The organism is Cohnella silvisoli (assembly GCF_021190915.1).
Taxonomy (GTDB): Bacteria; Bacillota; Bacilli; order Paenibacillales; family Paenibacillaceae; genus Cohnella; species Cohnella silvisoli.
The window spans coordinates 202026-217879 of sequence record NZ_JAIOAP010000002.1 but is presented as its reverse complement, the minus strand read 5'-3'; the positions used below and the strand labels follow the sequence as shown (position 1 = coordinate 217879).

The 15854-nt window shown below is 50.2% G+C and carries 9 protein-coding genes; 8 read left to right on the top strand and 1 reads right to left on the bottom strand.

What is annotated here, in order from left to right; genetic code table 11:
* Positions 1 to 88: 88 nt before the first annotated feature.
* Positions 89 to 655, bottom strand: coding sequence for a VanZ family protein (locus K7P76_RS04590; RefSeq protein WP_232183687.1), 567 nt, complete (start codon positions 653 to 655; stop codon positions 89 to 91).
* A 1082-nt stretch (positions 656 to 1737) separates the two neighbouring features.
* Between K7P76_RS04590 and nth the strand changes: the two genes are divergently transcribed.
* From nth to parE, 8 genes are all read left to right on the top strand, one after another.
* Positions 1738 to 2406 (top strand): endonuclease III, encoded by a 669-nt coding sequence (gene nth / locus K7P76_RS04585; protein ID WP_232183678.1) that lies wholly within the window; start codon positions 1738 to 1740, stop codon positions 2404 to 2406.
* Positions 2403 to 6113 (top strand): dynamin family protein, encoded by a 3711-nt coding sequence (locus K7P76_RS04580; RefSeq protein ID WP_232183669.1) that lies wholly within the window; start codon positions 2403 to 2405, stop codon positions 6111 to 6113. The genes nth and K7P76_RS04580 overlap by 4 nt, the downstream gene beginning before the upstream one ends.
* A gap of 259 nt (positions 6114 to 6372) precedes the next feature.
* A complete protein-coding gene (locus K7P76_RS04575; RefSeq protein ID WP_232183667.1) occupies positions 6373 to 8175 on the top strand; it encodes an ABC transporter ATP-binding protein in 1803 nt (600 codons plus the stop codon).
* Positions 8172 to 9971: an ABC transporter ATP-binding protein gene (locus K7P76_RS04570; protein WP_232183665.1), complete on the top strand. Its 1800-nt coding sequence runs from the start codon at positions 8172 to 8174 to the stop codon at positions 9969 to 9971. Before K7P76_RS04575 ends, K7P76_RS04570 begins: the two co-directional genes overlap by 4 nt.
* A gap of 1056 nt (positions 9972 to 11027) precedes the next feature.
* A complete protein-coding gene (locus K7P76_RS04565) occupies positions 11028 to 11843 on the top strand; it encodes a GDSL-type esterase/lipase family protein (RefSeq protein ID WP_232183663.1) in 816 nt (271 codons plus the stop codon).
* A 29-nt stretch (positions 11844 to 11872) separates the two neighbouring features.
* Entirely contained in the window at positions 11873 to 12838 is a 966-nt protein-coding gene (locus tag K7P76_RS04560; protein ID WP_232184457.1) for an ABC transporter ATP-binding protein, read from the top strand.
* Positions 12831 to 13820, top strand: a complete 990-nt coding sequence (locus K7P76_RS04555; RefSeq protein WP_232183626.1) for an ABC transporter permease — start codon at positions 12831 to 12833, stop codon at positions 13818 to 13820. The genes K7P76_RS04560 and K7P76_RS04555 overlap by 8 nt, the downstream gene beginning before the upstream one ends.
* A gap of 58 nt (positions 13821 to 13878) precedes the next feature.
* The gene (parE, locus tag K7P76_RS04550; RefSeq protein ID WP_309244730.1) at positions 13879 to 15852 is read left to right on the top strand and encodes a DNA topoisomerase IV subunit B; all 1974 of its coding nucleotides are present in this window, start codon (positions 13879 to 13881) and stop codon (positions 15850 to 15852) included.
* Positions 15853 to 15854 lie beyond the last annotated feature (2 nt).

Genomic DNA, 15854 nt, shown 5'->3' with positions numbered 1-15854 from the left:
AAGTAAGAATATTAGCAGATGGACAATCCTTTGTCATAAGACCGTTCCTTTTATGTAGGGTATCATCTTGCATATGCAATAAAGATATTCAGAGGCGCAATCTCACCACAAATAATAAATATAATAAAACAAGTAATCCTATTGCTGATAGTATTGTGATTGCAGTACGTACTTTTTTCTCATCTCGTAATATAAACAATAAAAACTTATACCCTAAAATACCAACTAATCCACCCAAACAATTTAAAATTATGTCATCAATGTCTGATGCTCCAACGCCTAAAAGCCCCTGAATGATTTCAATAAATAAACTCACTATGAATATAAATTGCAGATTGGTTATTACTCTTTTATCGTTTTTGAATAATGACAAATATGTGCCAAGAGGAATAAAGATAACTATATTGCCAACCACATTAGCAAAAGCGAAATTTTTTATAGTGGCAGAGTTGCTAAATATATATTCCTTTATACTATTAAAAGGAATGAGATTGATTGACCTATCTAAAGTCCTTTGATTATTTAACAAATCCAAAAGTGAAACTCTTGATAAGAACAATAATTTAAATAAAAAAAGTAGGTAACAAATGAAAACTCCATATAAAAAGACTGTTTCAATTCTCTCTTGTTTATTCATAATACTTCCATTTTTCATTTCTTCCCGCCTATTCTCTGACGTTCAGTTTATAAATTCGTAACGGCTTTGACTATAAGCCGACCTAACGTGTAAAACCATTCTACCAGGCCTGTCGATTAACCACTAAATGGTAGAAAAAGAGTCGTCAACTCGGTAAAATCGTTTGTACCCCTACAAATCAACCGAAAGGTGACAACTCCATGAAAAAGTCTATCACGGTTCCATCTATCCTTCAATCCGTATTAACGCCTGAAGAAGTCGCGCTCGTTGTCCAAACGATTGGTTATGAGGATAGGGCTCGAAAATTTCTTTATTATGGTCATGGATCGGGCTTACGGCAAAATAGAACGTTTGGATCGTTACAAAACAGAGGGACAATCCTTTGTCATAAGACTTCGTGACAATATTCATCTAGAAAAGCCGCGCTCGCTACGCCGCCAAGTCGTCCATGATTCATCTGCCCTCCGGGTTCTGACCTGTCAACTGGGCACGCCACAGTGTCGTTCGGTGAAACGTCACCGTGTGGTCATCTTTCGTGATTTGAAGCGATTTGATGGGTGTTACCGGCTGAACAAATCGCGCTGATGTACAAAGCACGTTGGCAAATAGAGGTATTTAGTTACTGAGAGCATGGAAGGGTAGTTGTTTGCTCGTTTATATCGATGGAGACTAATGTAGGAACTTGACAAGGCGTTGTAGCTCGAAATTAACGAGTAGAAGCGAGTATGGGATTTGTGTTTGTTATGGGATGTTTAATCGGATAGGACAAGGTTAAACTGTAAATCTCGATTTTGTTATGTTTTACCGCACGCGAAAGCGAGGTGGGACGTTCGTTTAAATGGAGGGAATAGAAAAGAAAAAGAGGGTAAGAGGGTATCTCCTGTAAGAGTTTACGTCCGCCTCTGGGAGCCCATTGCCACCTTATAATCTCATCAAGGCAATGGGCGGACAGGATGCGGCTGGAAGGAGATACCCTCGTCCCTGCTAACTTTTCAATTCACTCTACCGGCACTTAGAACTCCCCCTCAAACGCCCCTTGTTGCCGCAAAACCATTCTTCCGGTAAACTTGTTATGAATTTCTTTTTAAGAAGGAGATCCCATGAACGCTGCCACGATAAGACACGTCCTCGACACGATGGCCGAGATGTTTCCCGACGCCAGATGCGAGCTGAACCACCGCAACCCATTTGAACTAACTATAGCCGTCCTGCTGTCCGCGCAATGCACGGATGAAACCGTCAATAAGGTAACGGCTTCTTTATTCGATAAATATCGCACGCCGCAGGACTATTTAAACGTACCGCAGGAAGAACTGGAAAATGACATTCGCCGAATCGGACTATTTCGCAACAAAGCGGCGAACATTCAGAAGCTGTGCCGAATGATCATCGATAAGTATGGCGGAGAAATACCTCGCGAACACGAGCAGTTGACGGAGCTGCCCGGAGTCGGACGAAAGACGGCGAACGTCGTCGTATCCAACGCTTTCGACGTGCCTGCGATTGCCGTTGACACCCATGTGGAACGCGTATCCAAGAGACTTGGCATAGCGAAAGCCGACGATTCCGTTCTAGAAGTCGAAAAGAAGCTGATGCGCAAAGTTCCGCGGGAAGAGTGGACGATGACGCACCATCGGCTTATTTTTTTCGGGCGATATCATTGCAAAGCGCAAAATCCCAAGTGCGAGGTATGTCCGTTACTGGAGCATTGTAAAGAAGGCAAAACCCGCATGAAAGCGGCATTGAAGAAAAGGAGCGTTACCTCGTGAGTCAAATTAACACAATTGATCCAAACCTTGCCCAGCTATCATCCGATATTTCCGATTTCAGATTTTCTCTTGAACAGATGTCCGCCAGAGCTTCCGATCAGGGAGACGTCATCCAATCCGAGAAACTCCGGGAGCTGTACGACAAGCTCGCTACAGGCCGCTTGACAGTCGCGTTCTGCGGTCATTTCTCGGCGGGTAAATCGACCTTGGTGAATGCGATATGCGGGACAACGCTGCTGCCGGCATCTCCGATCCCGACCAGCGCCAACGTGGTGACCATCATTAATGGAGAGCCTTCGGCGGTAACGATTTTCCGAGATTCCAACGGAACGATCCATCCGGCCCGCCATATTCCGGTCGAACAGCTTCATGAGTTTGCGGTCGACGGAGAAGGCGTCACTTCGATCCAAGTGTCCTATCCCATTCCGCTGCTCGGAGATCGGATGGCCATCGTAGATACGCCCGGCGTCGATTCAACCGACGGTGCCCACCGAGCGGCTACGGAATCCGCGCTTCATCTAGCGGACGTCGTCTTCTACGTTACGGATTATAACCACGTGCAATCCGAGGTGAACTTCCGTTTTCTGCGCAGCATGGCGAGATGGGGCAAGCCGACCTATCTTATCGTAAACCAAATCGATAAGCACCGTGAGGACCAGATCGCTTTTACGGCTTTCCGGGAAAGCCTTGCGCAAGCTTTGGGCAATTGGGATATCCAACCTGCGGGAACCCTTTTTTTATCTCTCAGGGATCCGAACCACCCGTTATCCCAGTGGGAGTCATTGATTCATCTGTTCCGAGCACTTCAACCGTTAGCTGCACCTTTAATGCTAAGAAGCGCGGAGCGTTCCGCCATTCACCTGGCCGAGCAATATCGCGATACTTTGCATGCCCGGAATCAAGAGCAAAGAGAGTTGCTTATTAATAAGCTTGGCGAGAACGGTGAAGCCGATCAACGGGCATCCTTGAGAAGCTCATTAGAACAAAGTCTTTCCGACGTCCAATCGGCCGGCGACAAGCGCAGGCAACGCGTAAGATCGGATCTGGACAAATTGCTGCAAAATGCCAATCTGACGCCCGCGGAAACACGTGATAAAGCGAGCGCAGTATTGGCGGCGCTTCAGACGAGCTTCAAGGTGGGCTGGTTAGCTAGTGCGTCTAAGACGGAAGCGGAGAGAATGGCACGGCTCGAACGGCTCGCGGACGACTTTAACCGGCAAGTGTCCACGCATGTGACCGGTCATCTGAAGGAGCTGCTTCGCGAAGAAGCCGAAGAAACCGGGTGGGATGACGAGCAGTTGGAATTGTCTATGACTGCCGCATTTAAGCCGGTAACAGCGGATTGGCTGCAGAAGCTAGTTAAACCAGGTGCCGGTGCCGACGGCCAGGCGACGTTAAACTATTCGACCGAGATTAGCGCGGAGCTGAAGTCTTTGTACCGTAAGTCTGCGCTCCATTGGATAGACGAGCTTCAACAAAGAAGTCAGCCTGAGCTTGAAGGGCAGGCCGAAGCTCTGCAAGCACAGTTAGCAGAGCTATCGAAGAAGGACGAAGCTGCAAAGGCAATTGCGAAGCTTGAAGAGGAAGAGCAAGCCGAAGAGCAAAGGCTGCTCTCGCTGCTCCCCAAAACCAATCATTCCGGATTCGAACTCCCTTCCGCCGAAAATTTAACCGAGAATCAGATCAATAACATTTCGGCAGAAGCATTATTGCAACAACGACATCAACAGCAACAAGCCTTATCGGAACAATCCTTAGAGAAGTTATCCCAGCAAACGATCCCGTCAAGCGAAGAGCAGCCGCACCTCCTTGGCGCTCCTCGAGGGGCTGCAGACATGCTGGAGCGTTCTGCAGCTCTATTGTCGAAGGTACCGGCATTGCGGACCGTGGCGGAGAGCTTGCAAGCGAAAGCGGAGCGTTTCAAGAAAAGAAGCTTTACGATCGCGTTATTCGGAGCGTTCAGCGCGGGTAAATCCTCCTTCGCCAACGCACTCGTTGGCAAGCCCGTATTGCCGGTATCTCCCAACCCGACAACGGCAACGATTAACCGGATCGTTGCGCCTTCCGGAGATCAAGTTGACGGTACCGCATTCGTAACGATGAAATCGCCGAGCGATTTTGCGGATGATATCCGTCATTCTCTTAAACGCATCGGCGTCAGCAAGGAGTCAATGGCGGAAGCCGGATCGGACATTTCGCTGCTGCTATCGCTTAAGAATCCCATATCCGCAAATGATCTGCATCCGCGCGGAAGGCCGCATCTCGCTTTCCTGACGGCGGCAGCGAAAGGGTGGAACGAATACGGGGCTATGCTGGGAAAACGGTTGACGGTGGGGGAAGAGGAGTACCGCCGATTCGCTGCAGAGGAACAAGCCTCTTGTTTTGTCGCGGAAATCGATTTGTTCGTTGATTCCCCGATTACCCGCAGCGGTGCCGTGCTCGTGGATACGCCGGGAGCCGACTCCATCAATGCCCGCCATACGGGCGTTGCTTTCCAATATATTAAGAACGCCGACGCCGTCCTGTTCGTGACCTATTACAATCACGCGTTTACGGAAGCCGATCGGGAGTTTTTGAATCAGCTAGGAAGCGTGAAGGACGTATTCGAGCTGGATAAAATGTTTTTCGTCATTAACGCCGCCGATCTCGCTGCCTCCGATGCCGAATTGGAATCGGTCCGGGAACACGTTGGCGCGCAATTGCTCAAGCACGGCATCCGAAAGCCAAGGCTGTTCGCGGTATCTAGCCTGCTTGGTCTTGAGGCGAAGCTCAGACACAGCTCTGAATCGCTTCAGGCGTCCGGCATTGCCGAGTTCGAGAATCGTTTTCGTTCCTTCTCCGAAGAAGAGCTCGGGGGACTCGCGCTAGCAGCCGCTCATAAGGAATTAGATCGGGTCGACAAGCTGCTCGACAGCTGGCTGCAATCGGCTAACGCGGATGCGGCAACAAGAGATGCGAAAGCCCGGAGGCTGAGCGAGCAAGCGCAACGGTGGAGAGCCGAAAGCGCCGAGAATGCGCCTGCAGCGGCTTTGCAACCTCTCCATCAGGAAATCGGCGAGCAGCTCTATCATTTGCGTCAAAGGCTTAAATTCAGATTCAAGGACCATTTTCAAGCTGCATTTCATCCATCCGTGCTGCAAGACGACGGTCGCGATCTGAAAAAATTGCTGCAAGCTTGCGGAGAAGATCTAAAACGCTCGCTCAGCGAGGATTTGCTACAGGAGCTTCGCGCTGCCGGCTTGCGCTTGGAAGGCACGATCTACCAGATGGCGGAGAAAGCTCTTCAATCCTTATCCGGCTTGTCCGAGATGGAGCGCGAAGGGTTTACGCCGGAGCCAACCGAACGAGTTGTCGTGGAGCTGCCCTTGCCTGAAATGTTCGCAAACGGACCTCGCTTCGATTCTAAGCAGCTTTGGAGCGCGTTCCGCTCTCCGAAACATTTCTTCGAGAAAGAAGGAGCGACGGCGCTTAGGGAAGAGCTTAACGGCATGCTGTTCCGGGAGATGGACAGCGAGCTGGCGACATTGCAGCAACAGTGGGAAGAGACAACGGAGACAGCACTTCTGGATAAGATCCGTTCTGCTTCCCTCGTCTGGTCGGAACAGCTCGCTGCATTTGCTCTCAGCATGAGCCAATCGTTAAGTGAGCCCGGGGAAGAACGATTATTGACGGATTTGCAAGAGCAATGGCGGAAAATCAAGCAATAACATTCAAAAAAGGCTTTTTCCCATCGTCTTACGGGCGGGAGAAGGCCTTTTCTTTATTTGTCTTTGAATCCCTTTAATAAACACGCAAACCAGGGGATATATGGCACGATTTGCGACGATATCGGAGAAATACGTTGAATGAGTCATCTTCAAGTCCGTAGCTTCCGTTGGAGGGTCGATTTGGACCGTATAGCGTTGTTGCCGGGTACTTTCTATTGCGCTACACTGCCGTAGAAAGCAGAGAAAGGGAGGACCATTTTTGGATATTTTTCGGGCATTGAAGGCGTATTATTGGCAAGACAAAGGTTTTCTTTGGGGCTCCGTGGCTGGACTCGCGGTCGCGACAGCGCTTGGATTGGTGTACCCGCTGCTTCTCAAGACGTTGATCGACGACATGATTATTCCAGGTGAATTCGGAGGCGTGCTCGGATTGTCGTTAGCCGCGGTCGGTATTATTTTCGTAAAAGCGGCTTTTCAGTACGTTCACGGTTTTAGCGGGAGTCGATTGGGCAATCGTCTTGCCTATCGGCTGCGTAATGGATGCTACGAGAAGCTCCAGCAATTATCCTTCTCCTATTATGACACGGCTCGAACTGGCGACCTAATGTCGCGGCTAACCGCCGATATCGAGGGTATCCGCAATTTTATCGGCTTTGGATTCGCCCAATTGCTTAACACCGCATTTTTGCTCGTGTTCGGATTTACGATGATGTTTTTCATCGATTGGAAGCTTACGCTGATGACATTGGCGATTATCCCTGTACTCGGTTACATCGCGATCCGTTTCGAGCAAAATATCCATCCCGTATTCCGTTCCATCCGCTCTGCGGTCGGTCGATTGACCGTGCGAGTGCAAGAGAACATAACGGGCGTGAGAACGGTTAAATCGTTTGCCCGCGAGCCTTTCGAGATCAAGAAATTCGTTAAGGAAAACGTGGATTATCGCGATAATCATCTTCAACTGGCAGGCGTCTGGGCCAAATACTTCCCGATGATCGAATTTATCGCGAATTTGAGCGTTGCCGCATTGCTGTTTGCCGGCGGTTGGCGCGTCATCAACGGATCATTGTCTTTGGGAGATTTGGTCGCGCTTTCGGGTATGCTTGGCTTGATCGTCGCCCCCCTATGGACGTTGGGGTTTCAAATCAATAACTATACGCAATCCAAAGCATCGGGCGAGCGTCTATTGGAGCTCCTTAATCAACCGATTTCGGTGAAAAATACAAAGGACAGCCTTGTCCTGGATGAAGAGGCCGTGAAAGGCCATATTCGTTTCGAAGACATCAGCTTTCGATATACGAACCGGGACGATCTGCCTTCCGCGCTTCTAGGATTCAATCTGGATGCGCCGGCAGGCTCGGTTATCGGCTTGCTGGGAGGTACGGGATCCGGGAAATCGACGGCAATAGGGTTGCTGATGCGAGCGTATGATGTGGGCGAGGGATCGCTCACGCTGGACGGCGTAGATGTTCGTCATATCGAATTAGCAAGCCTGCGACGCCAAACGGCTATCGTCTTCCAGGAGTCGTTCCTGTTCTCTACGACGATTAAAGAGAACATAAGCTACGGTTGTCCGGACGCAAGCGCGGAGGACATCGAAGAGGCCGCGCGATTAGCGCAGGCGGATGGATTTATCCGCGAACTTCCGCTCGGCTATGAGACGATAGTAGGCGAGCGGGGAATGGGGCTCTCCGGCGGTCAGAAGCAGCGGATAGCGATTGCGCGCGCCTTGCTTAGCAAACCGAAAATCCTGATTCTCGATGATGCGACCAGCGCGCTGGACATGGAGACGGAGCACGAAATCCAAACCGCCATCCGGTCGGTTATGGCGGGACGCACCGTATTCATGATCGCCCATCGAATATCGACTTTACGGCACGCCGATGAGATCATCGTTCTCGATCGGGGACATACGATCCAGCGGGGTACTCATGAGAAGCTCGTTCGACAGCCAGGCTTGTACCGCGAAACGTACCGCATTCAGTATGCGGACCGTCCAGACGAATTGGATGATGCCGTAAGCGAGTCGGCAAGCGCAGCAGAAAGACGGGTGACGGGATGAGCCGCAATTTTGTCTATCAAGATGACGAATTGATTGAAAAGCCTTTTAACTGGAAGCAGATCGGACGGCTGTTCGCGTACATTAAGCCGTATAAGGCGAGCGTCACCCGGGTCATGTTCGTCATGACGGTGTTCGGGATGTTATCCCGGCTGGCCATTCCTTTCCTGATGAGCATGGCCATTGACCGTGCCATTCATCCGGAGAATGGCAATAGCAGCGTATCCTTGCTGACCGGTTTGGTCGTCGCGATGCTGCTTATGTACGGTATGCGATGGTGGGCCCAGCAGTATACGATTCAAAAAACGAACGAAATCGGCCAGAAGGTCATCTTCGACTTAAGGGCGGCGTTATTTCGCCACATCCAATCGCTGTCGTTTCGGTTTTTCGACAAACGTCCGGCAGGATCCGTGCTTGTAAGGGTAACGAATGACGTTAACTCCTTGCAGGATATGTTCACGAACGGGGTCATCAACGCGGTTATCGACATCGTTCAATTGTTCGGGATTACGATTATTCTCTTAGTCATGGAGCCTAAGCTAGGCCTCGCGATTATGATTACGGTGCCTTTAATGTTCTTTGTCTCTTCCGCGCTGCGCAAAAAAATTCGTTTCGCATGGCAAACCGTCCGGATTAAGCAATCCCGGATTAACGCCCATCTTAACGAAAGCATACAGGGTATTAGGGTGACGCAGGCATTCGCGCAAGAGAAGGAAAATATCGGATATTTCGACGGAATGAATAAAAGCAATATCCGTTCTTGGAACAGGGCTTCGGCGCTTAACCAATTGTTCGGCCCCGTCATTGAAATCACTTCCGCCGTCGGGACGCTGATCCTGCTTTTATACGGGGCTTATCTGATTAAATCAGATGCGATGACCGTCGGTACTCTAGTTGCGTTTATTACTTACGTAGGAAGCTTCTGGGAGCCGATTACGAGGCTTGGAAACATGTATTCGCAGCTGTTGATCTCCATGTCCTCTTCGGAGCGGATATTCGAATTCATGGATGAGAAGCCGGCCGTTCCTGAGAAAGACAACGCCATCGAAATGCCCGAACTGCAAGGGCACGTAAAACTGGAAGGCGTCTCCTTCGGCTACGAAACGGACCGCCAAGCGCTTCGCGGCATCAATCTCGACGTGAAAGCGGGTTTGTCGGTTGCATTGGTCGGCCACACCGGCTCGGGCAAAAGCACCATCGTTAGCCTGCTTTGCCGGTTTTACGACACGGTAGAAGGGCGTGTGCTTCTGGACGGTATCGACGTAAGAGACGTAACGATCGAAAGCCTGCGTTCCCAAATCGGCATCGTGTTGCAGGATACGTTTATTTTCTCGGGTACGATCAGGGAAAATATCCGATATGGACGTCCCGGCGCCTCCGATGCGGAAATCGAAGCTGCCGCGCGGTCGGTAAGGGCGCACGATTTTATCGTGGATTTGCCTAACGGATACGATACGGAAGTCGAAGAACGGGGAAATGCGCTCTCGGTCGGCCAACGTCAGCTTTTGTCCTTCGCCCGAGCGTTGCTCGCCAATCCGCGTATTCTGGTGCTTGATGAAGCGACTGCCAGCATCGATACGGAAACGGAGCTGCGCATCCAAGAAGCACTCGCTACTTTACTTCAGGGTCGTACCTCCTTCATCGTTGCCCATCGATTGTCAACGATCCGTCACGCAGATTGTATTGTCGTTCTAGATCATGGGGAGATCGTCGATCAGGGCAGTCACGAGGAATTGATGAAACGCCCCGGCCATTATCGGAATTTGGTCGATGCGCAGTACCGGTTTTTATCCGCTTAACTTATAAGGGATTTAAGATGATGAAACCGTCCGGTCAGCTGCGATTAAGCTGACCGGACGGTTTTCTTTTGAGAAAGGTTAAGTTTTATGGACATCTAGGCGTTGTAGGTTTTTTCTTCATATGTACCATTATCCCGAAGCGTCAGAGAAATAGAAAAATCGACCCCTCATTTCCGTGCCATTTCGGAGAAATCGTACCATTATCCCCTTACTTCAGAATTGAGTTGCAATCAACGGATTCCGTGATACCACGCACGGCTGAGATATTTTCTTTTCCACTTCGTTTGCTTTCCCAGACAACCCAAGGAACGGTGAGAACCGGTCTGCTGCTGGTTAGTTTTTTGTAAGTCAAAGTTAGCGTCGCAGCACACCGATGGAGCAGGTGGCTGAAGACCGGGGCATGGGGGAGTTTTAAGTTCAACCGGAAACAAAACTCGTCTAATTAGGCCTGCAGATGTTTGACTCCGATGCCATGAAACGTAAAGTTCAGCCACCCGGTCACATTCCGCTTTATTAGGTTCAAAGCACTCTCGACGCGTTATTCACATGGCTGAGATCCGGTTGTTTGATTTTGACCTGCTTAGGTTCATCTCGCTCGTCGAGGGATCCGCCGACCAACAGCGGCTGCTGGGCTTCTTGAACATCGCAATTAGCTCGATAAAATTTCGACGTTCCGGGTTTGTTTTCAAGAGCATGAACAAGGGTTCTCCGCCTGATCGGCAGGGATACTGGTATGTTTCGCGGAAAGGAGGTAGGGAAGGCTGCGGTGGTCCTATTCTCCTTCTGACACGAAGGGATAATGGTACCTTTCGCGAACAACTGCAGGCAGGAATAATGTCAGAACGGTCGATCCCCTTAGATTATAAAGGAGTTCAGGGGTACGATTGCTTTATTGCGGATATCCGCCAAAAGTAAAAGGACTGGAGGCGAAGCTGGCAAAGCTTCCGGTTTTTCTTAGCCAACCGATTTGAAAATTGTCGTCAGAACCGTTATCGTGGAACACAGCAGGAAAAATCCGGCTTGGCTGCCGGAGTAATCGGGAATAGGGGGAATCGCATGAAATCGTCTTCCTGGCTGTGGCGAATATTAGGATTAACGACATTTATATGTTTGCTTATTATGGTTACGGGGTTTGCTTGGGCTTTGAAGGACACTTGGTTTCCAAAGGATGGGCTTTCCCTGCCGGAAGCTTCCAAGCCTGAGGTGGCAACCGGAGGGAACTGGAGCGATAAAGCGGAATTATACGTCACATCGCTTGGGGACTCGCTGACCAAAGGAACAGGCGATTCAACGGGAGAAGGTTACGTCGCGCGTGTGGTCGACCGTTTATCCAAAGAAATGGACAAGCCTGTCTACTTAGTTAATAACTTGGCGATTAACGGGCTGAGAGCGGATCTACTGGTGAAACGTCTGGATGAAAGCGGTTATAAGAATTCCATAGGCAAGGCTGATATTATTCTTATGACAATCGGCGGCAACGACCTGTTCCGGATCGCCCAGAACGGCGGTTCGATGGCCGAGGGCGGGGATTTATCGCCGAAGCTGCTATTAGAGCGGATGCCGGAGGCGAAACCAAGTCTAGAAACCGTATTTCACAAAGTTAGGAAGTTAAATCCGACGGCACGGATTATCTATGTTGGATTGTATAACGCTTTTTATGATTTACCGGCTATGAGGCCGGCCAGCGAGGTGGTGGCGAAGTGGAATGAATTCGCTCACGACCTCGCTGAGGCGGATGGCAACGCGACGGTTGTCCCTACCTACGATTTGTTTGAGTTTAACCTGAAGCAGTACCTTTCTTCGGATCATTTTCACCCTAATGCACTAGGTTATGACCGGATATCGGAGAGAATCGTTCAGGCGCTGCACTAGTACGGAGGGAGGTTGAAGCATCTATGCAGATGCAGACTATGGCTAAAGAAATCGTATTGTCAGTTCAAGGACTGAAGAAAAACATCGGCCGCAAGCCGATTATTCATAACGTATCGTTCGACGTGTTCGCGGGAGAAATATTCGGTTTCTTGGGACCTAATGGTTCCGGCAAAACGACGACGATCCGCATGCTCGTCGATCTGATCAAGCCGACAGAGGGTAAAATTATCGTGTGCGGAGAAGATATCGATCGGCATCCCGAACGTGCTCTTGCGCACGTGGGCTGTATCGTCGAAAATCCGGAAATGTACGCTTTTATGACCGGGTGGGAAAATTTAGAGCACTTTGCCCGCATGCAAGCCGGCATCACAACTACGAGAATTTCCGAAGTGGTAGATATCGTAGGGCTAGATCAGAGAATTCACGACAAGGTCAAAACCTATTCCTTGGGCATGCGTCAGCGTCTTGGCATAGCACAGGCGCTTCTTGGCAGTCCAAAGCTGCTTATCCTCGATGAACCGACGAACGGATTAGATCCTAAAGGCATCAAGGAGTTGCGCGAATTTATTCGCAAGCTGGCGGAGAGCGGAATGAGCTTGTTTATTTCCAGCCACTTGTTGAGCGAAATTCAGTTGATGTGCGATCGCGTCGCTATTATCGCGCATGGTGAAGTCATTGCGGTCGGAGAAGTGGACGTGTTAGTATCGCAAGCAGGCACTTATACAGTTTGGCAAGTGGATCGTCCAATTGATGCGAGGGCGATGCTGTTGGATCAGCCTGATGTTCAAATGATCGGAAGCAATGAACACCGGATAGATGAATCGCTGCTGTCGACGCTTCAGGATCCGATCATTACGATCATGAACGAAGATCAAATTAGCGGCTGGGTGAATAAATTCGTCGCTGTCGGCATCGGGATACACTCCGTTCAACGCGTAGCTCCCTCGCTTGAGGAATTATTTTTGAAGCTGACGGAGGGTGAAACGATTGGCTAATTTGCTGGCTCTTTTACAGAATGAAACCTTAAAGGTTTGGAAAAAGAAGCGGTTTGCCGTCATCGTGCTTATTCTGCTTATTCTCATCCCCGTATTCGTATATGCTCAAATGAAAATCGCGCAGAACAGCCGGGAGAAATTTAATACGGATTGGCGATCAGAGTTGCAAAGCCGGATAACCGACAACACCAATGCCCTCAGCAGCGAACGAATTCCGGAGGAATGGAAGAAGTGGCGCCGCGCGCTCGTGCAACAGCTGCAATATTATCTCGATCATGACATCAATCCGCAAACTCCCAATGCCGTAACGTTTACGCGTACTTTTCTGGATAATGCGGTTTCTCTATTCATCCCTTTAATGGTGCTTGCAATCGCATCGGATCTCGTTTCGTCGGAGCGTTCCACGGGTACTATTAAGATGCTGCTTACCCGTCCGGTCAGGCGATGGCGCATTTTATTCGCTAAGTTGGCAACCCTGACCTTATATGTCTCCTTAATTATTATTACGACGACATTACTCTGTTATTTGATCTCCGGGCTTGTGTTTGGATATTCGGGCTGGAGCGAGCCGGTTTTCGTCGGTTTTCAAGTGAAGGGAGCGGACGTGGACACGACGAGCGTGCATGCGGTTACGCAAGGGATTTATTTGCTCATGCAGTCCGGTCTCATCTGGTTTTCCGCGATGGTCGTAGCGATAATCGCCTTGATGGTGTCGGTTCTCGTTCGAAGCACGGCAGCGAGCTTCGTGACGATGATGGCCACGATTATAGCGGGTACGATACTCGCCAACATGGCCTCCTCGTGGCATAGCGCCAAATATTTGTTTAACGTGAACTTGGAATTATCCTCTTATTTAAGAGGAACTCCCCCGCCGATCGAAGGAATGACGCTCGGTTTTTCCCTTGCGATTCTTGGCATTTGGGGAGTCGCCGCATTAATCGTTTCATTCACCGTCTTTACGAAGCAAGACATCTTGAATTAGAATATAGCGTAGTGCGTTTGCAAGCGCAGGCGCAAGAGACAAGCAAGGGGGTCCATTCGTGACCGAACAAATAGATCTGTTCACTGAAAGCGCGGTAATCGCGGGCAGCGAGTACGGCGCGGACGACATTCAAATACTCGAAGGCCTAACGGCGGTTCGCAAAAGACCGGGTATGTACATCGGGAGCACGACGGCTTCGGGGCTTCATCATCTATTGTGGGAAATCGTCGACAACGCCGTGGACGAGCATCTGGCTAAATTCTGCACGCGTATCGACGTCACGGTGCATAGCGACAATTCCGTGACGGTTGTCGACAACGGGCGGGGTATTCCGACGGGCATGCATAAATCGGGTATTCCTACACCTGTCGTCGTGTATACGATTCTCCATGCGGGCGGAAAATTCGGCGGCGGAGGATACAAGAAATCCGGCGGTCTCCATGGAGTCGGCGCTTCCGTAACGAATGCTCTGTCGGAGTGGCTGGAGGTCGAGATTTACCGGGAAGGTAAAATACATAAGCAAAGGTTCGAGACATGGGTTGATGCGAAAGGCGTCGAGCATGTCGGGGAACCCGTCGGCGGATTGCAGGTTATCGGAAATACGAATAGAACCGGCACCAAAGTGACGTTTAAGCCGGATCCGAAAGTATTCCACGGCCATGTGAGCATGAACTACGATACGTTATCGGAGCGGCTGCAGGAAATCGCGTTCCTGAATTCGGGATTAAAGGTGAATATCAAGGATGAGAGAAACGCCAAAACCGATACTTTCCATTACGAGGGCGGAGCGCGTCAATTCGTTCAGTTCCTGAATGAGGAAAAGTCCGTTTTGCATGACGTCATCCATTTTGCCGCGGAGAAAGACGATATCGAGGTAGAAGTGGCTTTGCAGTATAACGACGGCTATACGGAAACGTTAGCCTCTTTCGTCAACTCGATTCCTACCCGAGGCGGCGGTACGCACGAAACGGGATTCAAAACCGCGTATACCCGCGTAATGAACGAATATGCCCGCAAGACGGGACAGCTTAAGGAAAAAGAGAAAAATCTCGAGGGCAATGATCTTCGCGAAGGTTTAATGGCCGTCATCAATATTAAAATGTCGGAAGTGGAATTCGTCGGCCAGACGAAGGATCAGCTTGGCAGCGCCTCCGCGCGCAGCGTGGTCGATGCGATCGTTACGGACAAGATGACCGTGTTCTTGGAGGAAAATCCTCAGGTCGGGCAATTGTTGATCAAGAAGTCCGTGCAGGCTTCCAAAGCGCGCGAAGCGGCACGCAAAGCGCGCGAGGAAATCCGCAGCGGCAAGAAGAGAAGCGAGAGCGCAAGCCTTGGCGGGAAGCTGTCGCCGGCGCAATCCAAAGACAGCACGCGCAACGAACTGTTTATCGTAGAGGGCGATTCCGCGGGCGGCTCCGCCAAGCAAGGGCGGGATTCGAAGTACCAAGCGATCCTGCCGCTAAAGGGCAAGCCGATGAATCCGGAGAAATCGAAGCTGGTCGATATCTTGAAGAACGACGAGTACAAAGCTATCATCTCCGCTATCGGTGCGGGCATCGGATCGGAGTTCGACGTAGAGGAATGCAATTACTCGAAGATTATTATCATGACCGATGCGGACACGGACGGCGCGCATATTCAAGTGCTATTGCTCACGTTCTTCTATCGCTATATGAAGCCTTTGATCGATGCGGGCAAAGTGTTTATCGCACAGCCGCCACTGTACAAGCTAACTAGGAAATCCGGCAAGCTGGAGACGGTTCGGTACGCCTGGACCGACGACCAACTGAACAATTACATGAAAGAAATCGGCAAAGGCGCGGAACTTCAGCGTTATAAAGGTCTTGGCGAGATGAATCCCGATCAGCTGTGGGAAACGACGATGAACTACGAGACTCGTACATTCCTGCAAGTCCAGATCGAAGACGCCGCCAAAGCGGAACGCCGCGTGTCTACGCTTATGGGCGACAAGGTTGACCCGCGTAAACGCTGGATTATCGAGAATGTTGATTTTACGGAGTATGAGGAATAAAT

Excerpts from the sequence above, each read along its gene's own strand:
- K7P76_RS04590 (WP_232183687.1), bottom strand. The coding sequence starts at position 655 with ATGAAAAATGGAAGTATTATGAATAAACAAGAGAGAATTGAAACAGTC.
- nth (WP_232183678.1), top strand. The coding sequence starts at position 1,738 with ATGAACGCTGCCACGATAAGACACGTCCTCGACACGATGGCCGAGATG.
- K7P76_RS04570 (WP_232183665.1), top strand. The coding sequence starts at position 8,172 with ATGAGCCGCAATTTTGTCTATCAAGATGACGAATTGATTGAAAAGCCT.
- K7P76_RS04565 (WP_232183663.1), top strand. The coding sequence starts at position 11,028 with ATGAAATCGTCTTCCTGGCTGTGGCGAATATTAGGATTAACGACATTT.
- K7P76_RS04560 (WP_232184457.1), top strand. The coding sequence starts at position 11,873 with ATGCAGACTATGGCTAAAGAAATCGTATTGTCAGTTCAAGGACTGAAG.